The organism is Weizmannia acidilactici (assembly GCF_008974225.1).
Classification (GTDB): Bacteria; Bacillota; Bacilli; order Bacillales; family Bacillaceae_C; genus Weizmannia; species Weizmannia acidilactici.
Window position 1 is genome coordinate 1 of the sequence record NZ_BKZR01000023.1, and the last position, 17,448, is coordinate 17,448.

Annotated in this window: 15 protein-coding genes; 13 read left to right on the top strand and 2 right to left on the bottom strand. The window is 48.4% G+C overall.

What is annotated here, in order from left to right; translation table 11 throughout:
- Positions 1-19: 19 nt before the first annotated feature.
- On the bottom strand, positions 20-472 hold the full coding sequence (locus GBH70_RS09675; RefSeq protein WP_151680851.1) for a DUF2621 family protein: 453 nt from the start codon (positions 470-472) through the stop codon (positions 20-22).
- Between the two features lie 126 nt (positions 473-598).
- Entirely contained in the window at positions 599-1,183 is a 585-nt protein-coding gene (locus GBH70_RS09680; protein ID WP_151680852.1) for a lysophospholipid acyltransferase family protein, read from the bottom strand.
- Between the two features lie 216 nt (positions 1,184-1,399).
- On the opposite strand from GBH70_RS09680, the gene dacB reads away from it, so the two are divergent.
- The 13 genes from dacB to argF all read left to right on the top strand — a co-directional run bounded on the left by dacB (position 1,400) and on the right by argF (position 17,430).
- Positions 1,400-2,875, top strand: coding sequence for a D-alanyl-D-alanine carboxypeptidase/D-alanyl-D-alanine endopeptidase (gene dacB, locus GBH70_RS09685; RefSeq protein WP_151680853.1), 1,476 nt, complete (start codon positions 1,400-1,402; stop codon positions 2,873-2,875).
- Positions 2,876-2,887: 12 nt separating this feature from the next.
- Positions 2,888-3,808 (top strand): S66 peptidase family protein, encoded by a 921-nt coding sequence (locus GBH70_RS09690; RefSeq protein WP_151680854.1) that lies wholly within the window; start codon positions 2,888-2,890, stop codon positions 3,806-3,808.
- 171 nt (positions 3,809-3,979) lie between these two features.
- Positions 3,980-5,368, top strand: a complete 1,389-nt coding sequence (gene bcaP / locus GBH70_RS09695) for a branched-chain amino acid transporter BcaP (protein ID WP_151680855.1) — start codon at positions 3,980-3,982, stop codon at positions 5,366-5,368.
- Between the two features lie 105 nt (positions 5,369-5,473).
- Complete coding sequence (locus GBH70_RS09700; RefSeq protein ID WP_151680856.1) at positions 5,474-5,683, top strand: hypothetical protein; 210 nt, start codon at positions 5,474-5,476, stop codon at positions 5,681-5,683.
- Positions 5,684-5,796: 113 nt separating this feature from the next.
- A complete protein-coding gene (locus tag GBH70_RS09705) occupies positions 5,797-6,549 on the top strand; it encodes an SDR family NAD(P)-dependent oxidoreductase (protein ID WP_151680857.1) in 753 nt (250 codons plus the stop codon).
- A gap of 152 nt (positions 6,550-6,701) precedes the next feature.
- Positions 6,702-6,905: a cold-shock protein gene (locus tag GBH70_RS09710; protein WP_151680858.1), complete on the top strand. Its 204-nt coding sequence runs from the start codon at positions 6,702-6,704 to the stop codon at positions 6,903-6,905.
- Between the two features lie 880 nt (positions 6,906-7,785).
- Complete coding sequence (gene argC / locus GBH70_RS09715) at positions 7,786-8,826, top strand: N-acetyl-gamma-glutamyl-phosphate reductase (RefSeq protein ID WP_151680859.1); 1,041 nt, start codon at positions 7,786-7,788, stop codon at positions 8,824-8,826.
- A gap of 47 nt (positions 8,827-8,873) precedes the next feature.
- Complete coding sequence (argJ, locus tag GBH70_RS09720; protein ID WP_151680860.1) at positions 8,874-10,115, top strand: bifunctional glutamate N-acetyltransferase/amino-acid acetyltransferase ArgJ; 1,242 nt, start codon at positions 8,874-8,876, stop codon at positions 10,113-10,115.
- A 64-nt stretch (positions 10,116-10,179) separates the two neighbouring features.
- Positions 10,180-10,968, top strand: coding sequence for an acetylglutamate kinase (gene argB, locus GBH70_RS09725; protein WP_151680861.1), 789 nt, complete (start codon positions 10,180-10,182; stop codon positions 10,966-10,968).
- Positions 10,961-12,142, top strand: coding sequence for an acetylornithine transaminase (gene argD, locus GBH70_RS09730; protein WP_151680862.1), 1,182 nt, complete (start codon positions 10,961-10,963; stop codon positions 12,140-12,142). Before argB ends, argD begins: the two co-directional genes overlap by 8 nt.
- Positions 12,143-12,190: 48 nt before the next feature.
- Positions 12,191-13,270: a carbamoyl phosphate synthase small subunit gene (locus GBH70_RS09735; RefSeq protein WP_151680863.1), complete on the top strand. Its 1,080-nt coding sequence runs from the start codon at positions 12,191-12,193 to the stop codon at positions 13,268-13,270.
- Complete coding sequence (gene carB / locus GBH70_RS09740; RefSeq protein ID WP_151680864.1) at positions 13,257-16,460, top strand: carbamoyl-phosphate synthase (glutamine-hydrolyzing) large subunit; 3,204 nt, start codon at positions 13,257-13,259, stop codon at positions 16,458-16,460. Before GBH70_RS09735 ends, carB begins: the two co-directional genes overlap by 14 nt.
- Before the next feature lie 19 nt (positions 16,461-16,479).
- Positions 16,480-17,430, top strand: a complete 951-nt coding sequence (gene argF, locus GBH70_RS09745) for an ornithine carbamoyltransferase (protein WP_151680865.1) — start codon at positions 16,480-16,482, stop codon at positions 17,428-17,430.
- The last annotated feature ends 18 nt before the right edge of the window (positions 17,431-17,448 follow it).

The following is a 17,448-nucleotide window of genomic DNA, read 5'->3' on the forward strand; positions in this document are numbered from 1 at the left end:
TCTCCCTCCTACTCGATTCTCACAGGCTTTTTTTCAGTTTTTCTTGATGAAACAAATGCTCATGACGGCTGTAGTTAATGTCCATTTGCTGCAATTTTTTTCGCAAAAATTTATGGTCCCTTTTTGGTGTGGCCAGGATATAACCGCGGATCACGATGTCCAATGTCATCTTTTCCGCTTTTTCGGCGAGCGCCACTTCCCCGATTTTGCTGGCGATTTTTTGTCGTGCGGCGTCCCGAAACAATTCGGGCACAGGCCTGACGAGTTCTTCCAACAGTTCCTTATATTCAGTGGTCCAGAGATGGAGCGTCCGTTTGATGTAATCATTCTGTTGATCCAAAATCGATTTGCCGTCTTCTTTTGGAAGTTTTTTCAAAAATTTCTGGAACATAAAATAGCCGCCGACCGCAAAAAGGAAAACAAGGAAGCAGCTCCACAATACAATAAAGGCCGAAAACCAGCCGTTCAGCATGGCACTCCCCCCAGATCCAATCATTTTACTCTTATTATATGAAAAGGGCACCTGAATTCTCAAGATTTATCACAATTCCAAAAAGGTAGAAAAAACCTTTCCGCTATTTTGCGGAAAGGTTTTTTCTCACTTTTTCTCCAGTTGGTCAAATGTCTCCTGAAGCAGCACAAGCGTTTTTTCAATATCTTCTTTCGTCGTTTTTTTGCTGTCATGAAGCAAAATCGGGCTGCCGAAGCGGACAAGTTTCGGTTTTCTTTTCAACACTTCTTTAAATGTTTTCGGCCCTTTATAAACCGCCGGCACAAGCGGGACATTTGCTTTCAGCGCGATGGTGACGGCGCCCCGTTTTAACGAAACATGTTCGCTCGATCTTGTTCCGGAAGGGAAAATGCCGACGATCTCCCCTTCTTTTAAAATTTTCATCGGAATTTTCAACGAGCTCGGCCCCGGATTTTCTCGGTTGACTGGAAAAGCATGGAGTTTTGTCAACAGCCATTTTACCCATTTTTTAGAGAATAGTTCCTGCTTTGCCATATAATGGATTTCATATGGCCAGAGTGCAAGCGCAAGGAAAATGATATCGAGCCACGACCGGTGGGTACAAACGACAACAAATGGGGCAGCTGGTATCTTTTCTTTGTTTTCTTTCTTCATTTTGCCGCCTAGGAGCAACAAAATGAAGGAAACGATATAATATCCAAATCTGTACATCCGTTTCACCCCCAAAAGCATTTTATACTAAACAAGTGCTTCGATTCTACTGATTTTGGAAAAATATTTGGCACAGATCTTTCCGGCACCCTTAAACGAGCGGATTGCCCCCCGGCTGGGCGGCTCAGCAGGAAATCGAACAGATCTTTTTGGAAAGCATCTGCGCAAGAAGGAATAAGATAAGAAAAGGTGGAAATAGATCGGAGGGGAAATTTATTGTATAAAAGATGGGTAGTGATATGGACGATGGTATTGTTATGTATTCCGGGGGGCAGCCCCAATTCCGCAGCGGGCCAGGCCGTACCGAAAAAAAACGGGATCAATGAAAAGATCGCCGCCATTCTCCAAACCGGCCCGATGAAAGGCGGGGTTGCCGGCATCAGCGTCCGTTCGGCTGGGACGGGGAAAATCCTTTATGAGCATAACGGCAACATGAGGCTGCGACCTGCATCCAATATGAAACTATTGACGGCAGCTGCCGCCCTTGAAGCGCTCGGTGGGGGATACAGGTTCCAGACCAGCTTGTACCGGGACAGCGTTGTCCGAAATGGAGAGCTCCATGGCAATTTATACATAAAGGGAGGCGGGGATCCTTCTTTGTTGAAGTCCGATTTTGATGCTTGGGCTGCCCAATTAAAACAAAAAGGGATCTCGTGCATTAACGGTGCATTGATCGGTGATGATTCGCGCTATGACGATGTACGGTATTCCGTTGACCTGCCGTGGAGTGATGAAGATGAATATTACGGCGCACAAATATCGGCTTTGACCGTATCGCCGGACAAAGATTACGATGCAGGTACCGTCATCTTTACGTTTACGCCTGGTGAGAAACCCGGCCAAAAAGCATCGCTTAAACTGGCGCCAAAAAACCGTTACGTCACCGTGGAAAACCGGGTAAAGACAGTGCCGGCCGGGGAACAGGGCGAAGATGACATTGTAATTGAAAGGAAACACGGCTCGAACCATTTTACGGCAAGCGGAACGATTACGGCAAATACGGAAAACGTCCGGCAATGGAAAGCGGTTTGGGATCCGTCTTTATTTGCGCTCTCGCTGTTTAAAACATCTTTGGAAGAAAACGGCATATCCGTTTTCGGCGGGATCAAAAGAGGAAGGCTGCCTAAACATGCCCGGCTTGTCCTTACCCATGATTCGCCGCCGCTTTCCAGCCTGCTCGTCCCGTTTATGAAACTGAGCAATAATACGATTGCCGAAATGCTTGTAAAAGAAATGGGAAAAGTGGAAAAGGGGGAAGGAAGCTGGAAAAAAGGCCTTGACGTTGTCCGGGAAACCGCGGCAAAACTTGGGGCCGATCCGGATGTCATGCTGATCCGCGACGGCTCGGGCATTTCCCATGCCGATTTGGTCCCTGTAAACGAATTGGCGAAATTATTGTATCATGTACAGAAAAAAGATTGGTTTCAAACGTATTTGCATGCGCTGCCCGTGGCAGGGGCGGAAGGAAGGATGGAAGGCGGTACGCTCCGGGGCCGTTTCAATGATACACCGGCAAGTGGCATGGTGTTTGCGAAAACAGGCTCGATTACTAGCGTCAGTTCGCTTTCCGGTTATTTGCAAACAAAAACAGGAAAACAATTGGTCTTTTCCATTATCATCAATAATGTGCTCGATGAGGAAGCGGTGCACGAAGCGGAAGAGCAAATCGTGCTCCAGTTGATGAGTGAGTAAGGGGGGCTAGCGATGAGGAAAGGGAAAGCATTGACGTGCGGCGCAACAGTCGGGCTGGTGGCGCCCGCGAGCCCGGTTTTGCCGGAGAAATTGCAGGCTGCGGTTGTAAAATTGCATCAGCTCGGTTTCCAGGTTAAATTAGGGGAAAGCTGTGGGAATGAATACGGAGGATACATGGCCGGTACGCCGCTGGAACGGGCGGCAGACATCAACAATATGTTTGCGGACGAAGAAGTGGATGCGATTCTTTGCCTGCGCGGCGGATACGGGTCACCGCAAATTTTACCATATCTGGATTACGAGATGATCAAAAAACATCCGAAACTGTTTACCGGCTACAGCGATATTACGGCCATCCATACCGCCTTCCTGCAAAAGTGCGGGCTTGCCACCATCCACGGCCCGATGGCGGCAGTCGAATTCATTCGAAACGACGATAAATCCGTCCAATCATTTTTGCGGATGGCTATGGCAGGCAGCACATCATATTCGGGGCTGAAAAATGCGGAAGTATGGGGGGGAGGGAAGGTTACGGCGCCGCTTGTTGGTGGGAATTTATCATTAATTTGCACGCTGATGGGCACGCCCTATGAACTCGATACGAAAGGGAAAATTCTTTTTCTTGAAGAAGTCCATGAGGAACCTTATGCCGTAGACAGGATGCTGACACAGCTTTTTCTTTCCGGAAAACTGGATGATGCGGCCGGGTTTGTCCTCGGACAATGGACGGATTGTGAAGCGAAGGAACATACAAACAGTTTTACGGTACAGGACGTGCTCAAACATTTTTTTTGCGGGCTGGATAAACCGGTTCTGGCCAATATATGGTCAGGCCACTGCACACCGAATGTTGCGCTGCCGCTCGGCATCCCGGTAACCGTTGATACTTTTCATATGCGTTTGGAATTTAATGAAAAAATCGTGGAAGAATGAGCGTTCCCAAAATGGAAACGCTTTATTGTTGACAAAATAATGAAAATAACATTATTTTTTAATATTATTGCACTATAAAGATTGACATTTACATGATTCGACAATATACTACTAATTGTGCTTAAATTCTATTTTCAGACAATATAAAATAAAATATCAAAGGTGAAGAATATGAACAATATTTTACTTAGGAAGAAATCAATTTCGGATATGCTTGAGACTAGCAAATCTCATGCATTAAAACGTTCGCTCGGGGCACTGGACTTGACATTTCTAGGGATCGGCGCTATTATCGGGACGGGAATTTTCGTGTTGACAGGCGTGGTTGCCGCAGAAACGGCCGGTCCTGCCCTTATTATTTCGTTTATATTATCTGGGATCGCGTGCGCGCTAGCTGCGCTTTGTTACGCCGAGTTTTCATCCAGCGTCCCGATCGCCGGGAGTGTTTACACCTATACGTACGCGACAATGGGGGAAGTATTTGCGTTTTTGATCGGCTGGGACTTAATGCTTGAATACCTGCTTGCCGTTTCATCTGTTGCAACCGGCTGGTCCGCTTATTTCCAATCGTTTATCAGCGGCTTCGGCATCCATATTCCGAAAATTCTATCATCACCACCAGGAAGCGGGCACGGCGGAATCGTTGATTTGCCGGCAATTCTCATCATCCTGTTGATCACCGCTTTGTTGTCACACGGTGTACAGGACAGCGCAAGGTTTAATAATTTGATGGTCATGATTAAATTGGCTGTCGTGTTCATTTTTATTGCGACCGGGATTGGCTATGTGAAGCCGGCAAATTGGACGCCGTTTATGCCGTTCGGGTTCCACGGCGTGATCACCGGCGCGGCAACCGTGTTTTTCGCTTATCTCGGCTTCGATGCGGTCGCTACTGCTTCTGAAGAAGTAAGAAATCCGCAGCGCAATGTGCCGATCGGGATTATCTCATCACTTGCCGTTTGTACATTTTTATACATTCTCGTATCTTTGGTTTTAACTGGCATTGTTCCGTTTAAACTGCTTGATGTCAATAACCCTGTTGCATTTGCCCTTGAATATATCGGGCAGGGGAAATTAGCCGGCATCATTTCTATAGGGGCGCTGGCGGGCATTACAACGGTGCTGCTCGTCATGCTGTACGGCCAGGTGCGAATTACGTTTTCGATGAGCAGGGACGGCCTGCTGCCAAAAACATTTTCTCACGTTCATCCGAAATATAAAACGCCGTTTGCCAATACTTGGTTGACAGGAATTGTTGCGGCTGTCATCGGCGGATTTGTAGATTTAACGACGCTCGCCCATTTGGTCAATATCGGGACGCTCGCGGCATTTACGCTGATTTCGATTGCCGTCATCATCATGCGGAAAACGCACCCGGATTTAAAACGCGCCTTTAAAGTGCCTTTTGTGCCGGTGCTGCCGATCATCAGCGCAGCTTGCTGCCTGTATTTAATGGTCAGCCTTCCTGCGCTGACATGGAAATTTTTCTTCGCATGGATTGTCTTCGGCGCAGCTGTATATTTATTTTACAGCAGAAAACACAGCCAATTGAGCAAATAGCGCTCTGCAGGATGCTGCCCGTTTTGGCGCATGTAGGCCTTTATACAAACATTTTCCCGGGTTCTCCATATCTTATTAGCATCAATGCGAAAAGGAGGGAACATATTGGCGGAATCCAGACAGTATTACGGAGGCTACCCAGGAGCCTATATGCCGTACGGATATCCTCAACAATACCATACCGGCTATCCGTATGGGCATCATTACGGCTACCACCATGGGCACTATCATCACTACCCGCATACGCACGGCTATTACGGCCACGGCGGCTACGGGCAGTATTCGGGCGGCTACGGCTACCGGGAAGAAAAATAAACAAGCGCAAAAGGATGCCTCGTCTAAAAAGGCATCCTTTTTTACGGGCAATTCATTTTGCGGTAATAGCCCGGCTGGAATATAATGAAAGCATCTTAAAAGGAGGGTTTCTCATGGCGGACTTTCAAAACCAGATTGTTGTGGTGACGGGAGCGGGAAGCGGCATCGGCAAGGCGGCGGCGGAAGCTTTTGCCGAAAAAGGCGCATCCGTTGTCGTCGCTGAACTGAATCCGGAAACCGGGGAAGAAACGGCCTGTTCCATCCGGGAAAAAGGTGGAAAGGCTTCTTTTATTGAAACGGATGTACGGAAACCTAATCATATCATCCGCTTGTTTCAGGAAACTGAAAAGCAATTCGGCAGCGTGCATGTTTTAATCAACAACGCAGGCATTTCGAGGTGGAAGGATCCGCTTGAGCTCGACGTCGCGGAGTGGGAAGACGTAATACATACGAACTTGCGGAGCGTATTCTTGTGTTCCCGTGAAGCCGCAAAATATATGAAAAAGCAGGGAACTGGAGGGGCCATTGTCAACATTGCCTCAACCCGCGCTTTTATGTCGGAGCCGTATACAGAAGCATACGCAGCGTCAAAAGGCGGCATCGTTGCATTGACGCATGCGCTTGCCATTTCTTTCGGCCGATACCGGATCCGCGTCAATTCGATTAGCCCGGGGTGGATAGAAACAAAACATTACGACCAGCTGTCCGAAACCGATCATGCCCAGCATCCGGCCGGGAGAGTGGGACGCCCGCGGGATATTGCAAAAGGCTGCCTATATTTGGCAGACAGGGAAAACGGTTTTATTACAGGCCAAAATCTCACCATTGACGGCGGGATGACGGTCAAAATGATTTATGAAGAATAATTTCCCTTGACGGATTGCCTAATAACTGATAAAATAAAAAAGAATTATTTTTGTTCGGTATAGTAAGGAAGGAAAAAGTTTTAAAACTGACCGCCTGAAATCACTTGAGCAAGGATAGTATTTTTGTGTTGAACACACTAGGAGGAAATAAAATGGAACAAGGTAAAGTAAAATGGTTTAACTCGGAGAAAGGCTACGGATTTATCGAGCGCGAAGGCGGCAGCGATGTATTTGTCCACTTCTCGGCGATTCAGGGCGAAGGTTTTAAAACTTTGGAAGAAGGTCAATCTGTTTCTTTTGAAATCGAAGAAGGTGCACGCGGCCCTCAGGCTGCAAACGTCCAAAAATTGGCATAAGGCTGAGTTGAGCGAAACCCGTTGGGAGAACCCTTTTCCCGGCGGGTTTCTTTTTTATTGGGATGCTAAATATCCGCCGCATTTTTCCCGCCAGTCCCATCCATTTATGGGCATTTAAAAGAATGCACCTTTGAATCTCTAGTTTTTCGCTCCGGGAATGGTGAACAAATTATGGCATTTTCCGCGCGCTTATTTCCTTCTTTTATTTGCTCTTATTTGACGGTCGGCGGCGTGCAGTGCATTTGTTTTTTGTGTCAAAACATCCTCTTCAGCTCCTATTCTTGGTATTTCGACAGCGATTCCTTGTCCCAATACCCACGGGAAACCGGGATCAACCTTCCAAAACCTATCCGGCCCCATGTTTGAGGCGCCCGCAAAAAAGAAATCTGATTATACATAATAAGAGAGCGTTATTGTTGCAAAATATGGCTGCGATATCAAGACAACTTTTTTGAAAAGATGTGTTGAAAGGGACATCCGCATTTTTGATGAGGAGGGTGGCCCCCGCTTGAACAATTTTTGAGTTTGCCGATTATACGATGCGCACACCGATTGAAAAGAAGGATGCATTTAATGAAATTTTAAAAATGCCGCATGAATCGGAAATATGGATTTTGCCTACAGCGGAAAAATCTTCTCAGTATATGCGCGAAATTCAGGAACCGAAAACGGCCACCTTATTTTCTTTTTGATCAAAATTGAAAGACACTATCCGGTGCGGCCGGACTTTTATTGTGGCGGACAAAGGCGGTTGCGGGGCTCCGGAGAAATTTACGGTAAATGGAAGATTAAAAAATTTATATTTTTTATTTTTTTAGTATTGTATATTCATACACTTTAAATTATAATAATACACATACATATCAATAGGGAGATGAATATGTTGAAAATAGGGATTGTCGGGGCAAACGGGTACAGCGGCGCGGAACTGATCAGACTGCTTGCCCGCCATCCCAAAGCAGAACTGGAGATGTTGATATCGCATCGTACAAAAGGGACGATGCTGACAGCGCAATATCCGCATTTTCAGCATATTGCCGAAGCGGAATTGGAAGACATGGCTCCGGATGAAATTTTAAACCGGGTCGATGTACTATTTTTCGCGACGCCGTCCGGTGTGGCAAAAGACTGGATTCCGTGCTTCCTTGAAAAAGGATTAAAATGCATTGACCTGTCCGGGGATTTCAGGCTTGATAACGGGGAGGCGTACAGGCGCTGGTATAGGCGGGAACCCGCTGCACAGAACTATTTGGACAAAGCGGTGTACGGCCTTTCCGAAATGAATGCGTTCCGGATAAAATACGCCCAGCTCATCGCCAATCCGGGCTGCTTCCCGACGGCGGCGCTGTTGGGGGTTCTGCCGGCAATTAGCGGTGGCCTGATTGACCCGTCTTTCATTGCCATTGACGGCAAGACCGGCGTTTCCGGGGCGGGCAGGAATCCTTCCCTCGGGAATTTATTCGCCGAGGTGAATGAAAATACCGGCGCATACAAAGTCGGCATCCACCAGCACACTCCGGAAATTGAAAGGTTTATAAAAGAATTTGGCGGGCAGGAGGCGAAGGTCACCTTTATCCCACATCTCGTTCCGATGACAAGGGGCATTCTTTGCACGATCTATGCGCCCCTGGCAAAAAAAGTCACAACGGAAGAGGTCCGTCAATACTATAAGGAAGTGTATAAAGGCCGGAAATTTGTCAGGATCAAACCGGCCGGCTCTTTTCCTTCAACAAAGGAAGTTTATGCTTCAAACTATTGTGACATCGGCGTTTACGCGGATGAACGGACAGGAAGGCTGACGATCATTTCTGCCATTGACAATCTTGTAAAAGGCGCGAGCGGGCAGGCTGTCCAGAATATGAACCTGCTGTTCGGCCTCGCGGAACATGAAGGGCTTGATGCCGTTCCAGTTTATCCGTAAGAATACGAATCTAAAATGAACATACAGCTAAAACATGGAGGATGGCAATGAATCAATTATATGAAAAGGCAAGCGCAGCATCTTACAGCAAAACAGACGGAAATATTATGAGTCCACTAGGCTTTATTGCAGGCGGGCTGCACTGCGGGATTAAAAGAAAGCGCCCGGATCTGGCTTGGCTTTATTCTGAAGTGCCTGCAAAAGCGGCTGCGGTTTACACAACGAACCATTTTCAGGCAGCGCCGATAAAAGTAACAAAAGAGAGCCTTGCAAAAAGCCAAATGCTGCAGGGGATGATCATCAACTCGGGAAATGCGAACTCTTTTACCGGGAATGAAGGCCTTGCGCATGCGTACATGATGCGCAAATGGTTTGCCGGGCATATCGGTGTGGAAGAAGACCTCATCGGTGTGGCCTCGACAGGTGTGATCGGTGAACTGTTGCCAATTGAAAAAATTGAAGCTGGCATCTCAAACATACCGATTGGGAAAAACGAAACGGGCGGGGATTTTTTTGAAAAAGCGATTTTAACAACCGACACATTCCAAAAACGTGCCTGCGCTGTGGTTGAAATCGACGGGAAAACTGTTACGGTTGCCGGCGCAGCAAAGGGATCGGGCATGATCCATCCGAATATGGCAACAATGCTTGCCTTTATCACAACAGATGCGGAAGTCGAGTCGGAAACATTGCAAACCGTTTTAAAACAAATGGTCAACGAGACATTCAATATGATTACCGTAGACGGGGATACGAGCACAAACGACATGGTTGTCATGATGGCAAACGGGATGGCGGAAAATCAACCGCTTTCCGCACAACATCCGGAATGGCACAAGTTTATGGATGCATTCTCGTATGTGTGCACGCAATTGGCAAAGCAGATTGCAAGGGACGGGGAAGGCGCCACAAAATTGGTGGAAGTATTTGTCTCTGGCGCCGAAACAAAAAACGCTGCGCAGACGGTCGCCAAAACGGTCATCGGCTCGAACCTTGTGAAAACGGCCATTTTCGGTGCCGATGCCAACTGGGGAAGGATTATTAACGCGATCGGCTACAGCGGCGTCAACGTGGATGAAAACATGCTGACGGTTAAACTCGGCGGGTTTACAGTTGTCGAAAACGGTATGCCGGGTTCTTATTTGGATGAAGAAGCACACAAGTATTTGGCCGGAAATGAAGAGATCCATATTGATGTAGATCTTGGGTCCGGAAGCCATTCGGCGATCGCATGGGGATGCGATCTGACATACGATTATGTGAAAATCAACGCAACATACCGTTCTTAAGTTTTTTGCGCGCTAAGGTGAATAATTATACAATTCTATAATTAATTATAAGGGGTTGGCCATATTGCCATACGTTGTCATCAAATGCGGCGGCAGCATTTTAAATCAACTGCCTGATGCATTTTTTGAAAATATTTTACAAATAAAACAACAATATCAGCTTGATCCGATCATCGTGCACGGCGGGGGGCCGGCGATTTCGGCGGCGCTCGAAAAAATGCGAATCAAAACGCGGTTTATTAACGGCATGCGCGTGACGACGGAGCCGGTGTTAAACGTTGTAGAAATGGTCCTCTCCGGCTCCATCAATAAATCGATTACTCGCAAACTTTCTTCAATGGGTGCTAAAGCGATCGGCATTAGCGGCACTGACTGCGGCCTGTTAACTGCAAAGAAGCTTGATTACGATAAGCTTGGGTTTGTAGGGGAAATCGAGTCGGTCAACAGTCATGTGCTCCAAGCATTGTTGGGACAACAGTTTATCCCGGTTATTTCCCCGCTCGCTTTAAGTAAAAACGGCCAGCGCCTGAACATCAACGCAGATTTGGCGGCAGCGGCAATTGCCAAAAAAATGAATGCGGCATTATGGATGGTGACGGATGTCCCGGGCGTGATGCACGAGGGGAAAGTGCTGCCCCATCTGACGCCGGAACAAGTCGAAATGTTGATACGAAAGAAAGCCGTCACCGGGGGGATGATCCCGAAAGTCCGGGCTGCAGCCGAATGCATCCAATCCGGGGTGAAGGAAGTCGTCATTGTCAATGGCATGGAAGAAAACAGCCTGCTGCGCCTTGCCGGGGGCGGAAAAATGGGAACGAAATTTACAGGAAACGGGGTTTTGATCGATGGTTAAACAATCAGCAATCAAAGTAAAACATGCGCTGATGGAAACATACAGACGGACGCCGGTGAAGCTTATAAAAGGAAAAGGCTGCTTTGCCTGGGACGAAAACGGAAAAAAATATCTTGATTTTACATCGGGCATTGCCGTCTGCAACCTCGGCCATGTGCCAGAAAAAGTAAAAGAAAAAGTGGGCAAACAGCTTGATCAAATCTGGCACACTTCCAACCTGTTTGAAATCGAAGCGCAGGAAAAACTTGCCGAAAAGCTCACCGAATTAAGCACATTTGACCGGGCATTTTTCTCTAACAGCGGCGCGGAAGCAAATGAAGCGGCCATTAAGCTTGCCCGCCTTTATGCGAACAAGCGCAAAAAAAGCGGACCAATTGTAACGTTTCAGCATTCCTTCCACGGCCGGACGCTCGGGACATTGTCGGCAACGGGGCAGGAAAAAATCCAGAAAGGATTTGATCCGCTGCTTCCAGGGTTTGCCTATTTGCCGTACAATGATCCCGCCGCTTTATCGGAGGTGGATACCATCAAACCGATTGCGGTGATGCTCGAACTCGTCCAGGGCGAAGGCGGCGTAATCCCGGCGAAACAAGTATGGGTGGACGCGCTGATCAGTACATGCAAAAAGAACGGGATTCTGGTCATTGTCGATGAAGTGCAGACGGGCATGGGCAGGACCGGCACGCTTTTCGCTTATGAACAGTACGGTTTCGAGCCGGATATTATGACACTTGCAAAAGGTTTGGGTTCTGGTTTCCCGATCGGCGCAATGCTTGCCAAAGAAGAAGTGGCGGAAAGCTTTACACCGGGCACGCACGGCAGCACATTCGGTGGGAATCCGCTTGCCACAACGGCCGGGCTCGCTACGCTTGAAACATTTATCGAAGAAAAAGTAATTGAAAACGCCCAAAAACAAAGCAAATACTTATGGGCGAAACTAGAGACCTTTAAGGCGCAATTTTCCTTTATTAAAGATGTCCGCGGCAAAGGGCTGATGGTCGGCATTGAAACGGAAATTGAAGCTGCGGAAATCATCAGGGCGGCGTTAAAAGAAGATTTGCTTGTGCTGTCTGCCGGTCCTCATGTTGTCCGCCTTTTGCCGCCGCTTATTGTGTCGGAAGAAGAAATAGACCTTTTTGCCGAAAAAATGCAAACCGTTTTTTCGCATTTTTAAACAAACAGCATCCATCCAACGGCTTTTAGATAAGGGAGGACAGAAATCGTGGTAAGAGGTTATCTTATTCTCGAAACGGGAGAAATTTTTGAAGGAAACTTGGCGGGCAGCCATTTTGAAACGGCCGGAGAAGTCGTGTTCAATACCGGTATGACGGGTTACCAGGAAATGATGACGGATCCGTCGTATGCAGGACAGATTTTAGTATTCTGCTATCCTTTGATCGGCAATTACGGCGTTAACGCGGATGACCATGAGAGCATGAGGGTTTCGGCGCGCGGGATTGTTACGGGTGAAATCTGCGGGGGGCCGAGCTTTTATAAATCGGAGTCAACGGCGTTGTCATTTTTGGAAAAATCAGGCGTTCCCTGCCTGACGGATGTGGATACGCGCGCGCTTGTCAAAACGATCCGCAGGCAAGGAACCGTACGGGGGATCATTACGACAGATCCAAATGCTGAAGTGCCTTGCTGGGACGGGGATGAATTTCTCGTTGCAAAGGTGTCAACGGATCGGCCGGAAACTCACGGCAGCGGCCTTTTGCATATCGCGCTTATGGATTTCGGATATAAAAAATCGATCCTCCAGTATTTGCTCGACCGCCATTGCAAAGTAACGGTCGTCCCTTTCGATTTTAGCGCGAAACAAATGGAGGAAATCGATCCTGACGGCGTTGTTTTCTCAAACGGCCCGGGCGACCCGGTAAGGCTTTTGGAGTGGCTGCCGGAAATTAAAAAAATCAGCGCCGCTTATCCGGTGCTCGGCATTTGCCTCGGACACCAGCTGCTTGCGCTTGCCTACGGGGCGAAAACGAAGAAGCTGCCGTTCGGCCACAGGGGCGGAAACCATCCTGTGAAAGATTTGCGGACCGGAAAAGTGTTTATGACGGCGCAAAACCACGGCTATGTCGTCGATGAAGCATCGCTTTCCAGCTCGGAAATGGAACTGGTATTTAAAAATGTCAATGACGGCACGGTAGAAGGCTGCGCCCATCCGCACCTGCCGATTGCGACTGTTCAATTCCATCCGGAAGCGCACCCGGGTCCGCAGGACAGCGAATACATTTTTGAGCAGTTTTTACAGCAAGTACAACAAAGAGCGGGAGTTATGTCTTATGCCATTAAATAAATCGATCAAGAAAGTGCTTGTGATCGGGTCTGGCCCGATTGTGATCGGCCAGGCCGCGGAATTTGATTATGCCGGTACGCAAAGCTGCCTTGCCCTGAAAGAAGAAGGGATTGAGATCGTGCTCGTGAACAGCAATCCGGCCACCATCATGACAGATGAAGAAATCGCAGACAGAATTTATTTTGACCCGCTGACCGTCGAATCTCTCGAACAAATTTTGCAAAAAGAACGCCCGGACGGCATCATCGGCACATTGGGCGGGCAGACCGGGCTGAACCTCGCCGTGCAGCTGTATGAAGCGGGCATTTTGGAAAAATACGGCGTGAAACTGCTCGGCACCCCTGTCGAATCGATTCAAAAAGGGGAAGACCGCGAAAAATTCCGCCAGTTGATGATCGATATCGGCGAACCAATTCCGCAGTCCAAAATCGTAGAAAATACGGAAGATGGTTTTGCATTTGCGAAAAAAATCGGCTACCCCGTCATCATCCGCCCGGCTTACACGCTCGGCGGCTCGGGCGGGGGATTTGCTTCCAATGATGAAGAGCTCCTCGAAGTTTTGCAGCGCGGGCTTGATTTAAGCCCGATCCACCAGGTACTGCTTGAAAAAAGCATTAAAGGATGGAAAGAAATCGAATACGAAGTTGTACGCGATGCCAATGATACATGCCTTATCGTTTGCAATATGGAAAATATTGATCCGGTCGGGATTCACACGGGCGACTCGATCGTTGTTGCGCCGTCGCAGACATTATCAGATGTGCAGTACCAAATGCTACGGAACGCCTCTTTAAAGGTAATCCGCGCGCTCGGCGTGATCGGCGGGTGCAACATCCAGTTCGCCCTTGATCCCCATTCTGATCAGTACTATATTATCGAAGTCAACCCGCGCGTGAGCCGTTCGTCGGCCCTTGCTTCAAAAGCGACCGGCTACCCGATTGCGCGCGTTGCTACAAAATGCGCGATAGGCTACCATTTGGATGAAATTTTAAACCCTGTGACAGGCAGTACGTTTGCGTCGTTCGAGCCTGCCCTCGATTACGTCGTCGTGAAAATCCCGCGTTTTCCGTTCGACAAGTTTACGGAAGCGGAACGGAAGCTCGGCACGCAAATGAAGGCAACCGGCGAAGCAATGGCCATCGACCGCACGTTTGAAGGAGCGCTCAATAAAGGTATCCGTTCGTTGGAACTGGGCTTGAATGGACTGCATCACCCTGCGCTCGAAGGCAAAACAGCGGAAGAACTGGTCCCGTATTTAACCGAAGCGACGGACCTCCGTCTGTTTGCAGTGGCGGAAGCAATACGGAAAGGCATGGATCTTGCTGCAATCGGAAATTATACGGAAATTGACCGCTGGTTTCTCGAAAAAATGAAAAACATCGTTGATCACGAAGAAGCATTAAAACATTATACGATAGAAAATGTGCCGGACCATTTGCTTGCCGCAGCCAAAAAAATGAATATCAGTGACGAAAGGCTGGCGGTGCTGTTCGGCTGCAGCGAAAAAATGGTACGCGGCAAACGGAAACAACTGGGGCTGAAGCCGGTTTACAAACTTGTCGACACTTGCGCGGCCGAATTTGAAGCCGTAACGCCGTACTATTACTCGACTTGGGGCGGCGCGGACGAAGTGAAAGTGTCGGACCGCAAAAAAGTGCTGATCATCGGTTCCGGGCCGATCCGCATCGGGCAGGGGATCGAGTTCGATTACTGCTCCGTCCATGCGGTCATGGCACTGAAAAAACTCGGTTATGAAACGATTGTCGTGAATAACAACCCGGAAACGGTCAGCACCGATTTTTCGATGGCCGATAAATTATATTTTGAACCGCTACGCCCGGAAGATTTGCTGCATATCATTGAAAAAGAGAAGGTGGAAGGCGTATTTACACAATTCGGCGGGCAGACGGCGATCAATGTGGCCGCAAGCCTTGAAGCAGAAGGCGTGCCGCTGTTCGGAACAGACGTCGATGCAATTGACCGGCTTGAAGACCGCAGCTTGTTTTACCAATTGCTCGATGAACTGAGTATTCCGCATATTAAAGGGCATATCGCCTATGATGCCGAGGAGATGAAAGCGGCGGCAAAAGACCTACAGTTTCCGGTGCTGGTCCGCCCGTCTTATGTCATCGGCGGCCAGTCTATGTTCATTTTTTACCATGAGAACGAACTGGATGCTTACGCCGAATCGCTGCAGTATACGAGCGAAAAAAGCTGGCCGCTTTTGATCGACCAGTATTTGCCGGGGGTTGAATGCGAACTCGACTGCATCACCGACGGGAAAAACGTTTTGATCCCGGGCATATTTGAACATATCGAAAAAGCTGGTGTGCACTCTGGTGACAGCATGGCGGTCTACCCTCCGCAAAACTTGAGCAAGACGGTACAGGAAACGCTTGTGGAATATGCGGAAAAAATTTGCATAAGCGGGCACATCAAGGGCATTGCCAATATCCAGTATTTAATTCACGGCGGCACGGTTTATGTGCTGGAAGTCAATCCGCGTGCATCAAGGACGGTTCCGGTTTTAAGCAAAGTCACCGGCATTCCGATGGTTGACCTGGCAATTGCCGCGCAGACCGGAAAACCGCTTGCTGTAAGCGGCCTGGCGGAAGCACCGGAACTTACTGCCGTGAAAGCGCCGGTATTTTCATTTACGAAACTGAAAGATGTCGACCCTGTTTTGGGGCCGGAAATGAAATCGACCGGCGAGGTACTTGGCCTTGCCGGCTCATACGGCGAAGCGCTGCAGAAAACGCTTCTTTCTGTCCGCTATCCGCAGTTCGAGCCGCATGAAAAAGCGCAATATGTATTCTGCTCGGTGACAGAGCGCGAAAAAGAAGCGTCGTTCGCTGTCTTAAAAGTTTTGGCAGGACGCGGCTATAAACTGGCTGCAACGGAACATACCGCCGAATTCTTGCGTAAATACGGCGTTGATGCGAAAAAAGTGGATTTGGAGGAAGCGGCCGCATTTTTTGAAAACGAGGAGATTGCAGCGGCAGTTATTATCCCGACGAAAGGGCGCGACAACAAACGGGGCGGAAGCATGCTGCGCGAGACGGCGATGCGCTTCCATATTCCGCTCTTTACATGCCTCGACACATTGGAAGTGGTCGTAAACCTGGCAACCGGCAAAAAACCGGAGGCCGCGGCGATCAATGATTTTCACCGCATCAAAGTAGAAGTATAGCGAGAAGGGAAGAAAAGAAATGGCAACGACTACCGGAACGAAGAAAAAAGATTTTTTAACGATCGGCCAGCTGTCAACGGAAGAAATCCATGATTGGCTGAAGGAAGCCCTCGCTTTAAAAAAAGCGCATAAAGCAGGGAAAGATACCCCTTATTTAAAAGGGAAAGTGCTCGGCATGATTTTTGAAAAATCTTCGACGCGCACCCGTGTATCTTTTGAAGCCGGCATGCTCCAGCTCGGCGGGTATGCCTTGTTTTTAAGTTCTAAAGATATCCAGCTCGGGCGCGGGGAAACGATCCATGATACGGCAAAAGTTTTATCCCGCTATGTCGACGCCCTGATGATTCGCACGTTCGGGCACGAAACGGTGGAAGAGTTTGCAAAATATGCAGATGTCCCGGTGATCAACGGGCTGACAGACTTGCACCATCCGACCCAGGTGCTCGCAGATCTATTGACGATCTATGAATATAAAGGAAAACTTGCAGGGCTGAAAATCTGCTATTTGGGGGACGGCAACAACAATATGTGCCATTCCCTGCTTGAAGGGGCTGTGAAAACGGATATTGATATTTCGGTCGCTTCTCCAGAAGGGTATTTCCCGGATCCGGACATCCTTGCCGCCGCCAAAAATGAAGCCGGACAAAAAGGCGTCAAAGTGGAGATCGGAACAAACCCGGAAGAGATGATTCAAAATGCGGATGTCGTCATTACGGATGTTTGGGCGAGCATGGGCCAGGAAGGGGAAGCAAAAAAGCGCCTGGAAGATTTGAAAGGCTACCAGGTCAATGAATCATTATGCAAACTGGCAAAAGATGATTTTCTCTTCCTCCACTGCCTGCCCGCCCACCGCGGAGAAGAAGTAGCGGAAGGTATTATCGACGGCCCGCATTCGATAGTTTTTGACGAGGCGGAAAACCGTCTGCATGTCCATAAAGCCATTTTAAAAAAATTACTGGAAAATTATTGAGCGTTCGTTTATAATGAG